Origin of the sequence: Mucilaginibacter gossypiicola (assembly GCF_900110105.1) — a bacterium.
GTDB classification, from domain to species: Bacteria; Bacteroidota; Bacteroidia; order Sphingobacteriales; family Sphingobacteriaceae; genus Mucilaginibacter; species Mucilaginibacter gossypiicola.
In genome coordinates this window covers 159408-175777 of sequence record NZ_FOCL01000003.1, presented here as the reverse complement: position 1 = coordinate 175777, position 16370 = coordinate 159408, and the positions used below count along the sequence as shown (strand labels likewise).

The following is a 16370-nucleotide window of genomic DNA, read 5'->3' as shown; positions in this document are numbered from 1 at the left end:
CGAATCTTATTTTATAATTTATCTATAAACACGATACTCCTAACGGAGTATATAAAATATACGGGTAATACCCCAGAGGGGTATCGTGTTTATAGCAAATTAGTTAAGTACTTAAGGCTCCGTAGGTGCGTCGTATTTATCGTTATATCCAAAGGTAACGGCACATGCTTTTTGTAGTGGTAAATTAGGGGCAGGTTTTTGCTGCGTAAGCGATACCGGGTGCATAAATGCTGTAAATTGCAGGCATTCCATTTTGCCAATTAATCTGCATTTCCATGAGCCTGTTTAACCGCCAAATCATCCTTTCAATTTTCTTTACGCTACTTTGCTACTTATGCAAAGCCGACCCTGTTTTTTACATGAATCAGGTGGCGTACGATGCACGTGGAGCAAAGACCATCGTTGTACGTAATGATGCTAAATTTGCCGCGAATACAACTTTTAAATTGCAAAATGCGGCGGGCAAAATAACTTTTACCGGAAAATTGAGCAAGCATTTACAGGTAGATGAGTGGGCAAAGGGCGCATACTTTTATCAGGCTGATTTTTCAGGGTTTAAAACCGAAGGTAAATACAGGATTGTGATAGGCAAAAATAAAGGGGCGGTATCCGATTGGTTCGAGATCAAAGATAATGCATTGGCGATAGTTACCATCCCTTCAGTATTAAGTTATTATAACAGGCAACGGGCTAATACCCCAACCGAGTTACAGGCAGACGCCGCTGTTCAGCTTTATGGCAGCGATAAAACCGTTGATCTGCGTGGTGGCTGGTGCGATGCTTCGGGCGATGTGAGCAAGTACTTTTCGCATTTAGCTTATGCCAATTTTGTGTCGCCGCAGCAAATTCCCCTGGTAACGTGGTCGATGGTCAACACGGTGCAAACAGCGCCGGGTTTATTAAATAAATTAAACGTTTATGATGGCATGGTAAACGAAGCGCTTTGGGGGGCCGACTATATGATGCGTGCCTTATCGAAAGACGATTATTTTTATATGATCGTGTTCAGCTACTTTAATAAAGACCCTAAAGCAAGGCGAGTTGTAGGATTAAAGGCAAACAGCGTTACTACCGATGAATACCAGGCCGCGTTTCGTGAGGGCGGTGGAATGGCCATAGCATCATTGGCAAGGATCTTTCAATTGAAAAAAGACGGTGATTTTAAATCAGCCGAATATCTTGCTGCTGCCAAACGCGCATTTGCTCACTTGCTAATAAACAATACTAAATATGATGATGACGGCAAAGAAAATATCATTGACGATTATTGCGCCCTAATGGCGGCTACCGAACTGTGGATAGCGACGGATAGCACCCTCTACCGGGACGAAGCCCGCAAACGTGCCGAAAACCTGAACAAGCGAATGAGCCCCGCCGGTTATTTTATTGCCGATGATGGCGACAGGCCATTCTGGCATGCAGCTGATGCAGGAATGCCGGTAGTAGCTTTATGCCGATATCTTGACAAGGAAAAAGACGGTAATGAAAGAACTGCGGCACTATCGACCATAAAAAAGGCTTTAGATTATAATTTAAAGGTTACTGCAAATGTCGACAATCCGTTTGGTTATGCCCGGCAGTCGTTTAAATTTAGGGGTACAGTAAAAGATGGTTTTTTTATTCCGCATGAAAATGAAACCGGCTGGTGGTGGCAGGGCGAAAACGCCCGCCTCGGTTCGCTGGCTACTGCGGCACTAATAGGAGGAAGGTTAGTTTATCCTGAGAAAGGTGGCTGGGGCGTAAAAAAAGAACTGGCAGAATATGCCTCGCATCAGATAGCCTGGATATTGGGTTGCAATCCGTATCAGATGTGTTTCATGTACCAATTTGGTAAAAGCAATGTGCCTTACATGAGTTCGAACTTTGGGCATGGCTCAGGCAAAGGAGGAATCTCCAATGGTATCACCGGTAAAAAGGAAAATCCTGACGGAAGTGGTATCGATTTTAAAATGAAGGATAATGGCAACGAATGGCGCTGGACAGAACAATGGTTGCCTCATGCCGCATGGTATCTGCAGGCTGTGACGGCAATGGCGGCAGAGAAGTAATTGATTTTGTGTCGAACCATTTACACGTGGCATGTTTAAGACGGCTGTCATGCTGAGCGCGTCGAAGCATGGTGGGTTCGCCTCTCCGCGCGAGTCTTCGACAGGCTCAGACTGACAGTCCAACTTTTTGTCATCCACTTTCAATGTTCGCTGGATTTGATCACCAGATATAAAGTGGCGATAGAATACTTTGTCATTTTTGAAGCCCCATATTGTCACTTTCACGCCCTCAAGTGGTCATAGATAGCGGTATATTTGAGATATTAAACCTATGGATATGACACAAACAAACACTGCCGGTAACTATGCCGTTGTTAATGGCCTGAAAATGTATTACGAAATTCATGGAGAGGGTTTCCCGTTGGTGCTGGTTCACGGCGGTGGTTCGGATATCTATGTTACTTTTGGTCGTGTGTTGTCAACTTTTGCAAAAAAACACAAGGTAATAGGGGTAGACCTACAGGCGCACGGGCGTACGCCAGATAGGGGCGTGCCCACTTCATTTGAACAGGATGCCGATGACATTGCGGCTTTACTTAAACATTTGGATATAAAACAGGCTGATATCATGGGTTTTAGTAACGGTGGTAACACCGCAATGCAGTTGGCGATCAGGCATCCGCAATTAGTACATAAAATCGTCATAGCGTCCTCGTTTTATAAACGCAGCGGTTTCGACTCCTGGTTTTGGGATTTTATGAAAAACGCAACCCTGGATAGTATGCCCAAGCCTTTGCAGGAGGCGTTTCTCGCTATAAATAATGACCAGGCTGCTTTAGAAATAATGCATAAACGGGACCTTAGTCGTATGCAAGCTTTTGAAGACTGGGGCGACGACGCTATTCGTTCTATTACAATGCCGGCGTTGGTGATTGCCGGGGATAAAGATGTGATCAGGCCAGAACATACCCTGGAATTATACCGTATGTTACCTGATGCTGAGCTTTGCATCCTACCCGGTGGCCATGGCGATTATATAGGTGAGATTGAGGATGTAAGTGGAGACGGCGGCTACCCTGCAGTGCCTATCATTGAAGCGTTTTTAACCAAAGCAAAAGCCTAAACTTTTGCTTTGGTTTCTTTGCGAACAACGGGAGCTACCTTTGTGCCGTAAATTTCAATGGCTTTTAAAATATCCTTGTGTTTGGTAAAACCGGTAACCAATTGAGCTACAAAACGGGTATTGCCAAAAAGTTCATATTGTTGCATAATTTTGTCGATAGCCTGTTGTGGATCGCCAACAACCAGTGGCCCAAAATCGCGAAGGTATTCAAATTGCTCCCTTGTCATGGGCGACCAGCCCCTGTCTTTGCCAACACGGGTCATGAGGGCCTCATAGCTTGGGTAAAATTCATCAGCCGCCTGCTGTGAGTTCTCGGCCACATAAAATTGCGAGCTGATAGCCAGTTGCAGTTTGTTCACGTCATGCCCGGCCTTAGCTGCGGATTCGCGGTAGAGCTCAACAAACGTAACAAAATGTTTTGGCGCGCTACCCAATATGGCAATAATCATGGGCAGGTTTAATGCTCCCGCTCGTTTAGCAGAGGCTGGGGTGCCACCAACGCCAATCCAAACAGGTATTTCTGGTTGTAAAGGGCGAGGGTATACGCCCTGGTTCCTGATCGGTGCCCGGAAATTACCTTGCCACGAAACAATTTCCTGTTTGTTGATCTGCAAAAACATTTCAAGTTTTTCAGTGAACAGGGCATCGTAATCATTCAGATCAAAACCAAAAAGAGGGAACGACTCAATGAATGAACCCCGACCGGCTATCATTTCAACACGGCCGCCCGAAACCAAATCTGCAGTAGCAAAATTTTGAAATGTTCGCACCGGGTCTGCAGAGCTTAATACAGTAACCGAGCTCGACAGTCGGATGTTTTTGGTAATAGCTGCCGCGGCAGAGATGAGTATTTCTGGTGCTGAGATCACAAAATCAGGACGGTGATGCTCGCCAAAAGCGAAAACATCCAGGCCTACCTCATCGGCCAGTTTTACTTCTTCCAATAATTCCTGAACCCGTTTGTGGGCATTTACAGCGTTGCCGCTCTTGCCATCGGGATGCACCTCGCCAAAAGTGCTTATACCTAACTCCATGTATTAATAATAAAGGTCGGCTGCAGCAAGCTCTTTCTTTTCAAAATTTCCGGGTGCGGTAACATAAACTTTAAGCGGTGCTACACGTGGCCTGTACCTGCCGGTAGGGGGCGGAGGTGCGTTATATATGTACTTTACCTTTATCTGATGAAAACCTTTTGCCAGCGGCAGCGCATATTCAGCTTCTGTTAATTGTACGCCATCAATAAATAACTGACTGGCGACATAATTTGCAAGGGTAAAGTTATAAGTACCATCGGCTAATATATTCACGTAACCGTCATAAACCACGCCAAAATTAGGGTTGTCCTTTTTCAAAGCTTCTGCATCCAGTTTATTGCTGATGGCCGAATCTTGCGGTGCAGCGTAGCTAAGCTGATCGGGTGATGTGAATGTGTTTTTTGCCCACTTGTATTTAAGCCCCTGCTGATTGGCGGTGTAGTTTACAGCCGGGATGAGTGCTTTGTTATACATCAGGGTACGTGTTGCAATACTTCTGCGACCAGATGGTGTGATTACCCTTGTCCTTAGTTCCCTTTTTTCGTTTTGCGGGATGGAAAAAGTGATTGGTCCGTCATACTGAAGGTCAGTATCCAATGGGTCGCGACCGTTGAGCGTATAATAGATTTTAGCACCCGGTACAACCGATTTTAAGGTATATACAAAATGAGGGCCAACAACCATTGTATCAATTGTGGTTAATGCAGTTGGTACACGGTAGTTATAGTTCATGGCATCTAATCTTGCAAAATGCTTAGCCAACCGTACTTCAGAAAAATTGGTGTAGTCTTTATTGGCGGGTTGGGTCCATGCCACTTCCGATAAAGCGAAGACTCTCGGCATGATCTGGTATTGCAATTTTGCAACGGTCGGTACATATTCCGTCCAAAGGTTACCCTGGGTGCCTATTATATATTTCTGTTCGTCGGGAGTCAATTGCTTTGAAACCGGATCGTAATTGTAAGTTTCCTCTAAAGTGGCGTAACGGCCAAATGATACCGGCTCTTGTGGTGAGCTGCTTTGGTAATGATCAAAGTAATTGCCGGTAGTTTGAGGCGTCATGATCACGTTATGCTTTTGATGGGCAGCGTTAATACCACCTTCCTCGCCCTGCCAGCTCATCACCGTAGCGTTAGGAGCAAGGCCGCCTTCCAGGATTTCATCCCAGCCTATAATGCTGCGGCCTTTCGAATTGATGAATTTCTCTATCCTCGAGATAAAATAGCTTTGCAGTTCTTTTTCATCTTTCAGTCCCTTTTCCTTCATTAAAGCCTGGCAAAATGCCGATTGCTTCCATGGTTCTTTACCTGCTTCATCACCACCAATGTGAATATACTTGCTCGGGAACAAATCCATTACTTCAATAAGCACATCCTGTAAAAAGGTAAAAGTTTGCTCGGTAGGGCAGTACAGGTTATTGATATCCCGTGGTGCTTTTTGACCAGCAACGGTATCGCATTTAAATTCGGGATAGGCACGCAATGCAGCTTCGGAATGGGCAGGCATTTCGATTTCGGGGATTACGTTAATATACCTGTCTGCCGCAAATTTTACTACATCTTTAATTTGTTCCTGGGTGTAAAAACCACCATAACTAAGCGAATCGGGCCAATCACGATTGCTGCCAAACATGGTTTGCTGGCGGAAAGCACCCACCTGGGTAAGCTTAGGATACTTTTTGATCTCGATACGCCACCCCTGGCCGTCAACCAAATGCCAGTGAAAGGTATTCAGTTTATAAGACGCGATAAGCTCTATAACTTTTTTTACCTGCGGAATGGTAAAGAAATGGCGGGAAACATCCAGCATCATCCCCCTATACCCAAAGCGGGGCGAATCCTCAATTACCGCGCATGGTAATTTGTAAGTGGCTGTATTTTCAACCGGGAAAAGTTGTAGTAAAGTTTGAATGCCGTAAAACAGGCCTGCATCTTTGCCAACAATAATGATATTGCGTGGCGTGATGGTGAGTTTATAGCCTTCATTCGGTAATTTATTCGCCCCTTTTGAAGTCAGGATCAGGCCTTTGCTTTTTGCCGCCTTGAGTTTTGAATTATATTTGGCTATTTTAATATTCAGGTGCCGGTTCTCCTGCAGATATTCTTTCAGCCATAAAACAGCTTTATCTTTTGGGTTGTCTGCTTTAATGGATGTAAGCGGAGTAAAAGTAAACGTACCGCTGCCTTTGGTAATTGAGGCTGGAGCGGGAATAATTCCCAAATGCGGGTCGTCGGTATTGGTTTGGGCCGATGCTTTGCCGGTTTGGGTTAAAGAAATAAAGAAGCTTATGAAAGCAATGAGCTTGGTTAGCTGATACGGTTTAAAAATCATGGCAGCGCTGGTTATAAGGCTAAAAGATAAATTTAACCATTATCCCAAGCTGTAATAATATTAAAGCTTATGTAACAAACAATTGACGTTTAATCGTATCCTGCGTAATCCCATGCGCTTTGATAACCGTTTAGTTGTTCGGTATAACTGATCATATCTGCATAAAAAGGAGCATACGCAAGTGTTGAACTGTCACCAATCATCACCAGCTTTTTGCGGGCGCGGGTCATGGCTACGTTCATGCGGCGAATATCATTGAGGAAGCCAATTTCTCCTTCAGTATTGCTTCGGGTTAAACTAATGTAAACAACATCGCGTTCCTGCCCCTGGAAGCTATCAATAGTGTTAACGGCAATTTTATCAGCATACACCATCAACTCAGGCGAATCCGACAATAACTGGTTTAAAATCCTGATCTGTTCTTTATAAGGAGATATGACAGCTATAGTTGGGAAGTTTTCAGCTGAATAATGTTCTTTAAGTTCACCAACCAGTTTGTGAAGGTGTTTGAAGAGGAATGCCGCTTCTTCAGGGTTTGCCGTACTTGTACCTTCCTGTTTTTCGTCAAAGCCACAACCTGCCGTGTCTACAAAGCTAAGCGGAATATCTCCCGGAAATAATAGCCGGTTCGCTACCGATTCATTAGCCTTCAACCTGTTGTCATAAAACTCTTTTGATGAAAAGTCCATAATAGCCTCATTCATCCGGTATTGTTCCTCGAGCAAAACAACTGCTTCGGGATACAAGGCAGCGCATTTTTCAAGCAGTGTAGTGCTCAGTCCGTCCTTTGCCGCCTGTTGTGATTTAATGGTAGGGGGGAGCTGCAAGTGGTCGCCTGCAAGGATTACTTTTTTTGCTTTCGATATTGGGATCCAACAAGCAGGTTCAAGGGCCTGCCCGGCTTCGTCAATAACTACGGTATGAAACTTTAAGTCGCGGATGGTGTAATGATTTGCTCCTACAAGTGTAGCTGTGATGATCTGCGCCTTGCCGATCAGGTCTTCAGCAATAAATTGCTCGGTTTTATCTACTTCTTTAATAAGCTGATGTGCTGCATCAAAAAGCGCCTTACGCTGGTCGCGCTCAGCTTTGCCAAAATTGCGCTTGTATTTGTGCGCCATATTTTTGTATTCAGAAGCCTGCTTTTTAAGCTTTTTGATCTCCTTCATATCATTATGGGCACTTATCCTGCTATCTAAAGTTAAAGCCATTAACTTTTCAGATACCCTTGCCGGGTTACCTATACGCAGCACATTTAAGCCTTCGTTATTCAGCTTTTCACTCAGTAGGTCGACGGCTGTATTGCTTGGCGCCACTACCAGGATCTGTTGCTTATTTTGCTTTATGAGTGTTTTAATAGCTTGTACAAGTGTAGTTGTTTTGCCTGTACCCGGAGGGCCGTGTACTATGGCCAGTTCCTGCGCTTCTATTATTTTTTGAACAGCTTGGCGTTGTGAATCATTTAAGCCTTGAAGCGGATAATGAATTGTTTCGGGAATGAAAGCAGGCGCACTTTGGCCGGTTAGTACACGGGTAAGGTGACCGTCTTTATTATCGTCGATAAGTTTAGCAGCCAGTTTGAGCGCCTTCTGCATTTCATCATAGCTATTATCATCAAACAGCAGGTCGATGCCGAGTTTCCCATTCCGGCTCCAATCGGGCAATTCTTCGGTGTTCAACGTTAATTTTAGCCGGTTACCACCCTGGTAGGATACCGTACCATTTATACGATCGGTTTTAGGATCATGATTTGAAAACAATGCTGCCGAAGCCCCAAACCTGAATTGGTGACTAAGGTCCTGGTGCGAAGGTCGTTCAATTTCAACAGTTAAATAATCGCCCCGGCCTATTTCTGTACCTTTTATGGCTATAGGGTACCAGGTTAGGCCTGCTGCCCGGCGTTCGGCAGTTGATGATGTTTCGGTTAGTTTGAGGTATGCCCGACGGTCTTCATCCTGCTCAATTTGTAACAGGTTGAGCAGTTTTTTAAAATAGTCCATTTGGCAAAGGTAAAGTTTCATCATGGCTTTTTCAGACCAGACAAAACACAAAAGGAAGCCCGAAGGCTTCCTTATATCTTAGCTGCTAAATTTAATTGCTACCAGTTTGATGCCGGTTTTAGTTCAAGGCCGGTTGCATTCTTTGAAACTTCTTCGTTGATCTTGCTTAAAAAGTGCCTGGTTAATGGTTTTGAAATAAAGCTTTTAACAAAAGGGTATGCTTTAATTCGTTTATGATCAGATGGGTCAACAGAGTTTGAGATAATATAAATAGAGACCGACTTTGCAAGCGAACGATGAATGTTATTGAACAAATCTAAAAACTCCCAACCATCCATTAGCGGCATATCCAAATCAAGGAAAATAATATTAGGTATTTCCGAATGTTTATTGCGGTTGCTGTATAACTTATTATATACCGGTTCAGGGTTCATATAAAAGCTTGCGTTTAACCAATTATCTTTTAAAATGATTTTAACTGTTTCGTGAAAAATGATATCATCATCAATAATAGCTACCGAATGCTGTTGATCGTCTTTAATAAGATTGAGGATATCTTTTTTTATTTCTATAAGTAATGGAGATAAAAGTTCTGCACCGCATTCAATACAATTTAATGTACGCGACAATGCTACTTCAAGAGGCACTTGTATTGATAAACAGGTGGTATCGTTATATATAGAGGCAGCACAATCTTTATTGAAGCAATAACATGTGATTTTTTCGGCGTTTACCATAGTGCAAAGGTTTCGTTTAGTTTGTTCATTTTAATTTGCCTCAACATTGATGCCCTTTTGTTTGTTTGTAAGAAAATATTTACAAAATTTTGTATTTATCTAAAAGTTCAACATGTTTTATTGATGTTAACTTTTTGTTTATCAGTTTTTTAAGTTTACTGACGAGGGAGGAGCCAAATATTAAATTTAGCAAAGCATATTTGTTCTATGCGGCAATTTTAAATTTAATGAAAAATCATTAAAGATACAAGTGTGGGTTTTACACTTCAGGTGTATGTTTAAAATAACAATTAGGTTTTTTTATGAGATTAAGGCGAAAAGGTGTTATTAATCAGTTGTTTGTGGGGTTGCGGATTTTGAGCGTTTTGAAAATAGATATGAAAACTATTGTTGCTTTTTTTTGTTAAATTAGATCATTAAACTATTAGCATGAGCCGATTAACAAGCGTTTTATTTTGCATGTTTTTTTTATCGATGTTACAGGCCTGCCAAAGTAACCGGCAAGCTAATAATTACAATAAAGCGCAGATAGATGATAATGGTCTGCTGTTTCTGAAAAGCGGCGAAGAATCAACCCTTGCATCGGTAAAGGCTTCTGGTTTGGCCATAGCAAATTCAAAAAATCAGCGGGTTATTCAGTTTGCCAAACTAATGATTGATGACCACACCATGTTGGCTGATGACTTCAAGAAACTCAAAACTGATAACCTGATTGCAGATTCGGCTATAATAAGTCCCATCCATCAGCAAATGATCAGCGATTTGGACGTGAAGAAAGCAGGAGCGTTTGATAAGGCATATATACAAATGGTTATCAATGACCATACCGATCAGATAGCTTTGTATAAAATAGTAGGGCAAGATAAGAAAAACACCTCCCTGGCCGATTTTGCGAATAAAATGTTGCCCGGTTTGCAGGCGCATTTAGATACTGCAAAGTTCATTAGTACTACTTTAAAATAATTTAAGCTGTTGCTCACCAGGCGGCTTTGCTCTGCCAAAAACTGTACGGCCCGCGTATTTCCACGAGTCGTTACGCTCCTTTTCAATAACTTTATCGAAGTTGGCATTGGGCGTAAAGTCTTTTTCGGCGTTTTCGGCTATTTGGGAGAGGCGTTTGATAGCCTCGTTTTTATCACTGTTGCCCATTTTTGCCTTATAAATAGCCGTTTGAAGGGTGCTTAAAGTTTCATCATAAACTTTGGTTGGAACGGGGAACGGAGCGCCATCCTTGCCGCCATGTGCAAAGGAAAACCTGGCCGGGTCCTTAAACCGTGAAGGGGTGCCATGGATTACTTCGCTTACTAAGGCCAGCGACTGTAAAGTGCGGGGCCCTAAGCCTTGCAATAGCAACAGGTCTTCAAAATCTTTTGGTTGTTTTTCATGAGCCAGCCAAAGTACCGCGCCAAGTCGTTTCAGATCTACATCTTTCGCATATACCTCATGATGATTGGGCATCACCAGTTTGCTGATCTCGTTGATCATGATACCTGGATTTTCGGAAGCTATCTGCATAACGCCGTTGCGTGAGCCATCTGCTTCCTTATCTGTCATGTTAAGGATATAACCGTTGTTTTTTCCGTAGATAAACGTATGTGGATCATCCACAAAAGAACTTAGCTGCTCCGAATGCCAGTGGTAACGACGGGCGGTGCTGCTGGCATCGCTCATGCCTTGTTGCACTACAGCCCATTTGCCGGTATCGCTCAAAATAAAATTATGGGTATAAAGCTGGAAGCCATCCTGAATAGCAGTATTATCAACCTTAGCGCTTAGTTTACTGCATTTTACCAGGTAATTACCATCGAGCCCGGTGGCCTCGCCTACTTTTAAAAGCTCGGCCGGGGTTTGTTTGGAGTGTTTGCCTTTTCCCCCGCAAATGTAAATACCTAATTCACGGCTGTGTGGGTTAATAGATTTTTTCAAAGCGCCCATTACGGAGGTTGTTATGCCTGAGGAGTGCCAATCCATCCCCATAACAGCGCCCAGGCTCTGAAACCAAAAGGGATCGCTTAACCGGCGAAGTACTTCATCCTTACCATAATCCATCACAATGGTTTCTACTACCGCAAGACCAAGCTTAGCCATTCGTTCGGCAAGCCATTGTGGTACATAGCCGTAATGTAAAGGTAAGTCAGCACTGCCGGATCGCTTCATGCTAACAAAGTTAGTAAAAAAAACAGAACCTTGATGCGCTTGATTAAAGGATTTCCAGATGATATGAATTTGAACCTGGATTAATAAATTACCTGATGAACTGACTTTATCTATCAAGAAATCATTGAATCCTAAAAATCATGGTTCTGTTCTGTTTAGTCTTCCTCCGTTTCCCCGGCATACAACTCATCAATATCGGTGGCGTATTTTTTCTCGATGACTTTGCGTTTGGCTTTCATGGTAGGGGTGATCTCGCCGTCATCCATGCTGAAAGGGTTACGTTTTACCTTAAATGATTTGATACGTTCAAACTTGGCCAGTTCATTGCTGTATTTGCGGATGTCGGCACCAATCCAGTCAACTATTTCTTTATCATCAATGAATACTTCGGGGCGTTCAAAGAAATCATTTTGAAGGTTAAATGTTTCCTGCAGGGTTTCGCGGGCGGGCACTATGATAGCTGCAATGTATTCACGCTTATCGCCCACTAAAAATACCTGCTCAATTTTAGGGCTTTTGAGGTAAGTATTCTCAACCGGGGTTGGGTAAATGTTTTTACCGTAAGCGTTTACCAGCATATTCTTCAGGCGATCTGTAATCTGGAGGTTGCCGCGGAAGAAACGACCGATATCGCCGGTATGAAACCAGCCATGTGAATCAATAACGGTGGCTGTTTCTTCGGGCTTGTTCCAGTAGCCTTTCATTACACAATGCCCGCGAACAATGATCTCACCTTCTTCAGTAAGGGTATCTTCTTTAAAGTTATCGTGTGTTTGTATACTGTAGATATGTTTGGTATCCACATTTTGGATAGCCACTTCAATACCGGGAATGATACGGCCAACGGTACCATAAATTACCCTGTGACGTTCTGTAACGGCCATTACCGGCGATGTTTCGGTTAAGCCAAAGCCTTCTAAAATTACAATGCCGAGGTCACCAAAAAATTCGCCGATATTTTTAGGTAGCGCACCACCGCCAGATACCATAAATTTAAGTTGTCCGCCAGTTTTTTCCTTTATTTTGCTGAATACCAGTTTTTCGGCAATACCGTGCTGCGCTTTTAAAACAACATTTGGAGACTTACCGGCTTCCTGTACGAGGCGCACCTTTTTGCCAATTTCAAAAGCCCACAAAAATATTTTGGTTTTAAGTCCGCCTGCCGATGTGCCGCTTTTGATAGCCCTGTCATGGATGCGTTCAAGTAACCGGGGTACACAGCATAGTATAGTAGGCTTAACCTCGGCCATGTTTTTGGCCAGCAGTTCAAGGCTTTGGGCAAAGGCTATTTGTGATCCCTGGTAAATGGCTATATGGTAAATGGTGCGTTCAAATACATGCGATAGCGGCAGGAACGACAAAAAACGGTCTGTTTTTTCAACAAACGGGATTTGGATTAAACTATTGATGGTGTTCTGTGTAAGGTTATGATGTGTTAACACAACCCCTTTAGGTACACCGGTAGTACCCGAAGTGTAAATGAGGCATGAAGTATCAGTTGTTAAGATGGCTTCACGGGCAGCGTTAATAGCATGACTATATTGCTCGACTAACTTACGCCCCTCGGCTATTACCTGGTCAAAGCCAATTACACCTGCATTTAAACTTACCTTATCACTGAATTTTTCAAAATCATCAAACGCAGGTATGAGGCGGATCAGTTCCGGGCAGTTGTTTGCTACTTTTAAAACTTTTCTGAACAGGAAAGGGTTACCGCAAATGATGGTACGTGCCCCTGAATCATTCAGGATATATTCGATTTCGTTTTCTGTAAGGGTTGGATATATGGAAGTATTAACCGCACCAATCTGTTGCAGGGCCTGATCGTAATAAACGTAGTTTGGGCCGTTTTCTATGATAAGGGAAAGCCTGTCGCCTTTCCTGATACCTATGTGCAGAAACCAGGCTGAGATAGCATCTATTTTCTCTAAGGCTTCACCATAGCTTATCTCCACCCAGGTATCTTTAACTTTATGAAGGAGAAAGGTATGTTCTAAAGGATGGATTTTGGCAACGGTATTGCGAATGAAACTCGGAACAGTTGAAAGCTCGGTATTTTTACTCATTTATATAATTGGATATTGGAAACAAATCTAAATCTATTTTTATAAAATCAAGCATTGACACAGGTATTTGACAAACTGAGCGTGTTTTACTTTTTGATGATACCGATTTACATTAACACTTGTTAACTTGTACAAAAAACATATACTATGAAGATAATTATCATTGGCGCTTCGGGTACTATTGGCAAAAAGGTTACTGAAGTGCTTCAAGGCAAGCACGAAATTATTACTGCGGGTTCAAAAAGTGGTGATTTTCAATTGGACATCACTTCGCCCGAATCAATTGAGGCGTTTTATGAAAAGGTTGGGGCGTTTGACGCGTTAGTAAGCACTACCGGTTCCGGGCATTTTGGCCCGCTTGCAAGTACAACGCCTGCCGATTTTAAAAAAGGAATTGAAAGCAAACTGCTTGGACAGGTAAACTTAGTGCTGATAGGCCAGCACCATATTAATCCTAAAGGTTCATTTACGCTTACGTCGGGTATTCTTTCTGAGGATCCCGTTGTAAACGGAGTAAATCTTGGAGCCATTAACGGCGGATTAAACTCATTTGTAATAAGTGCAGCCATTGAACTGGAAAATGGCGTACGGATCAACGCGGTAAGCCCGGGTGTTGTTGAAGATTCGCCGGGTTTCTTTGAGTATTTTCCTGGCCATGAGCCTGTTGCTATGGATAAAGTAGCCAATGCTTACGTTAAAAGTGTGCTTGGAGCAATTACAGGGCAGGTGATTAAGGTGTTTTGACAGAACCCAACCACATGTCATTGCGAGGAACGAAGCAATCGCACGGAAGTATAACCGCTCTGTATAGCATGCGATTGCCACGCTGCGCTCGCAATGACATTTTTCTTTTTTCCAAACTTTCCCTATCTTCACTTCATAATTATTATATCCACATATAAAACAAGGGTCGCCTAAGGCCCGGCCTGTTGATACGGGTTCGGTAACACACTGCTTTTGCGGTAGTGTTTTGTATTGTCCGAAAATTTCTAATTAAATTTTATTTAACAAGTAATGAAAATTACTCCAATATTGGCATTGGGCGTATGTTGCATTTTAATATGCAATGCCCTGGTCGCAAAATCGCATACTTATATGGATACCATAACTAACAAGCAAAAAGTGCTTTCATTTTATAAACAAATAGTGGGACAACGTAAAACCGAGCTGATCCCCGAATTTATAATTGAAGATTATAGGCAGCATAACCCTACGGTTAAACAGGGGAGGGCAGGTATAACCGAGATGGTCAATTACCTGAAGACTTTACCGCTACCATCCGAAGGTGCAAAATCGCCGATCATTAGAGCGATACAAGAAGGCGACTTCGTAGTAACCCATCTTGATATTCAGTTTATGGGCAAGCGTATGGCTGTGATTGATCTGTTTAAATTAAAGGATGGTATGTTAACCGAGCATTGGGATGCTATACAGCCTTTGCCGGATGAAAGCGGGAAAGAGACAACATCAACTAATGGTACTGCTGAAATTGATCATCATACTTCTGCTGAAAATAGCAAATTGATTGTTGACCAGTTTTACAAAGCAATCTTAAACAAACAATCTGCTAATCAGTTTATTGATGCTGCGTACATTGAGCATGATGCTGCTGCAGCAGCACCCGGTGTGGGATTGGCAGGCTACCTTGGCGAGCCTGAGCGAGCTGTTAAAATTCACAGGATTATTGCCGAAGGTGATTTTGTTGCAGTTCAATCGCAGTTTAGCAGGAGCGGAAAAACGTTTGTGTTTAATGAGATATTCAGGGTGGCTGGGCGTAAAATTGCAGAGCACTGGAGTGTGGAACAGGCTATACCTGATGGTGTTAAGCCGGAGGATATGTTTTAAATAGTTCAGCTGAAAGCTGAAGCCATGCTTAACCACGGGCTGGAAGCCCGCGGCAGCATTGCAGTTTTAATAAAACAAAAAGAGGCGCTCATCGCGCCTCTTTTTATATTTTAAGGTTGAATATTATACCGAAAAACTTTCGCCGCAACCGCAGGTACGGCTGGCGTTAGGGTTGTGGAAATTGAAGCCTTTGCCGTTAAGGCCGTCAGAAAAATCAAGCTCAGTACCGGCAAGGTACAGGAATGATTTCATGTCGAGCGCCATGCGTACGCCCTGGTCTTCAAAAAACTGATCGCCTTTTTTCTCTTCGTTATCAAAATCAAGATTGTATGATAAACCAGAGCAACCACCGCCCTGAACAGACACACGCAGAAAATAAGAGGCATCAAGCCCTGCATCCTGCATCAGGTGTTCTATTTTGCTTTTTGCTTTATCAGTTACAGTTACCATTTTTTAAAAGAGTCAAGATTATTAGATTCAAGAGTCAGGATTCTTCGCCGGCCTCTTGCGCACCACACTATTAAAACTTAAGATACCGGAAAGAAATCTAATTTTCTTGCCTCCTGCATCTCAAATTCTTTCTTAGTGGTGTACTTTTTCGCTTTCAATTGGCGCTAAGCCGTTTTTAACGCGGAAATCATTGATTGCTGCTTTGATAGCGTCTTCGGCTAATACCGAGCAGTGAATTTTTACCGGTGGAAGGGCAAGCTCTTCAACGATGTCCATGTTGTCGATTTTCATAGCATCATCAATGCTTTTGCCTTTAAGCCACTCTGTAGCCAATGATGAAGAAGCGATTGCCGAACCGCAACCGAAAGTTTTAAATTTTGCATCGGTGATAACATTGTTATCATCAACCTGAATTTGCAGGCGCATTACGTCGCCGCACTCAGGTGCACCAACTAAACCGGTGCCTACTTTGTGGCTGCTTTTATCCAAAGTGCCCACATTGCGGGGGTTAGTGTAGTGATCGATTACTTTATCTGAATATGCCATTTTTTTAAAGTTCTAAGTAGTAAGTTATAAGTTCTGAGTCTTTGAAACTCTTATATATCAAATCGTAAATGGAAAATTCGAAATCAAAAATCC

At 42.9% G+C, this 16370-nt stretch carries 14 protein-coding genes; 5 read left to right on the top strand and 9 right to left on the bottom strand.

Annotation, left to right across the window (positions count from 1 at the left end):
- Positions 1-111 precede the first annotated feature (111 nt).
- Entirely contained in the window at positions 112-252 is a 141-nt protein-coding gene (locus tag BMX50_RS34500; protein WP_167667865.1) for a hypothetical protein, read from the bottom strand.
- 23 nt (positions 253-275) lie between these two features.
- On the opposite strand from BMX50_RS34500, the gene BMX50_RS10530 reads away from it, so the two are divergent.
- Both BMX50_RS10530 and BMX50_RS10525 read left to right on the top strand, forming a co-directional pair.
- Positions 276-2048, top strand: a complete 1773-nt coding sequence (locus BMX50_RS10530; protein WP_091210487.1) for a glycoside hydrolase family 9 protein — start codon at positions 276-278, stop codon at positions 2046-2048.
- A gap of 277 nt (positions 2049-2325) precedes the next feature.
- Complete coding sequence (locus BMX50_RS10525; protein ID WP_244280939.1) at positions 2326-3111, top strand: alpha/beta fold hydrolase; 786 nt, start codon at positions 2326-2328, stop codon at positions 3109-3111.
- Here BMX50_RS10525 and BMX50_RS10520 read toward each other — a convergent pair.
- The 4 genes from BMX50_RS10520 to BMX50_RS10505 all read right to left on the bottom strand — a co-directional run bounded on the left by BMX50_RS10520 (position 3108) and on the right by BMX50_RS10505 (position 9213).
- Positions 3108-4145 (bottom strand): Atu2307/SP_0267 family LLM class monooxygenase, encoded by a 1038-nt coding sequence (locus BMX50_RS10520; RefSeq protein WP_091210485.1) that lies wholly within the window; start codon positions 4143-4145, stop codon positions 3108-3110. The two genes, BMX50_RS10525 and BMX50_RS10520, sit on opposite strands and share 4 nt — an antisense overlap.
- 3 nt (positions 4146-4148) lie before the next feature.
- Entirely contained in the window at positions 4149-6476 is a 2328-nt protein-coding gene (locus BMX50_RS10515) for a family 20 glycosylhydrolase (protein WP_167667863.1), read from the bottom strand.
- Between the two features lie 89 nt (positions 6477-6565).
- The gene (locus tag BMX50_RS10510; RefSeq protein WP_091211085.1) at positions 6566-8476 is read right to left on the bottom strand and encodes an AAA domain-containing protein; all 1911 of its coding nucleotides are present in this window, start codon (positions 8474-8476) and stop codon (positions 6566-6568) included.
- Positions 8477-8574: 98 nt separating this feature from the next.
- Positions 8575-9213, bottom strand: a complete 639-nt coding sequence (locus BMX50_RS10505; RefSeq protein ID WP_091210484.1) for a response regulator — start codon at positions 9211-9213, stop codon at positions 8575-8577.
- A gap of 429 nt (positions 9214-9642) precedes the next feature.
- Between BMX50_RS10505 and BMX50_RS10500 the strand changes: the two genes are divergently transcribed.
- Positions 9643-10176: a DUF4142 domain-containing protein gene (locus BMX50_RS10500; protein ID WP_091210483.1), complete on the top strand. Its 534-nt coding sequence runs from the start codon at positions 9643-9645 to the stop codon at positions 10174-10176.
- Here BMX50_RS10500 and BMX50_RS10495 read toward each other — a convergent pair.
- Positions 10168-11370: a DUF763 domain-containing protein gene (locus tag BMX50_RS10495; RefSeq protein WP_091210482.1), complete on the bottom strand. Its 1203-nt coding sequence runs from the start codon at positions 11368-11370 to the stop codon at positions 10168-10170. The two genes, BMX50_RS10500 and BMX50_RS10495, sit on opposite strands and share 9 nt — an antisense overlap.
- 155 nt (positions 11371-11525) lie before the next feature.
- Positions 11526-13436 carry an AMP-dependent synthetase/ligase gene (locus tag BMX50_RS10490; RefSeq protein ID WP_091210481.1) on the bottom strand — a complete coding sequence of 637 codons (1911 nt, stop codon included), beginning with the start codon at positions 13434-13436 and terminating at the stop codon, positions 11526-11528.
- 147 nt (positions 13437-13583) lie between these two features.
- On the opposite strand from BMX50_RS10490, the gene BMX50_RS10485 reads away from it, so the two are divergent.
- Both BMX50_RS10485 and BMX50_RS10480 read left to right on the top strand, forming a co-directional pair.
- Positions 13584-14180, top strand: coding sequence for a short chain dehydrogenase (locus BMX50_RS10485; RefSeq protein ID WP_091210480.1), 597 nt, complete (start codon positions 13584-13586; stop codon positions 14178-14180).
- A 270-nt stretch (positions 14181-14450) separates the two neighbouring features.
- Complete coding sequence (locus BMX50_RS10480; protein ID WP_091210479.1) at positions 14451-15281, top strand: nuclear transport factor 2 family protein; 831 nt, start codon at positions 14451-14453, stop codon at positions 15279-15281.
- A gap of 123 nt (positions 15282-15404) precedes the next feature.
- On the opposite strand, the gene BMX50_RS10475 is transcribed toward BMX50_RS10480, so the two are convergent.
- Both BMX50_RS10475 and iscU read right to left on the bottom strand, forming a co-directional pair.
- The gene (locus BMX50_RS10475; RefSeq protein ID WP_090526181.1) at positions 15405-15731 is read right to left on the bottom strand and encodes a HesB/IscA family protein; all 327 of its coding nucleotides are present in this window, start codon (positions 15729-15731) and stop codon (positions 15405-15407) included.
- A gap of 132 nt (positions 15732-15863) precedes the next feature.
- Positions 15864-16277, bottom strand: a complete 414-nt coding sequence (gene iscU, locus BMX50_RS10470; RefSeq protein WP_076378185.1) for a Fe-S cluster assembly scaffold IscU — start codon at positions 16275-16277, stop codon at positions 15864-15866.
- Between the last annotated feature and the right edge of the window lie 93 nt (positions 16278-16370).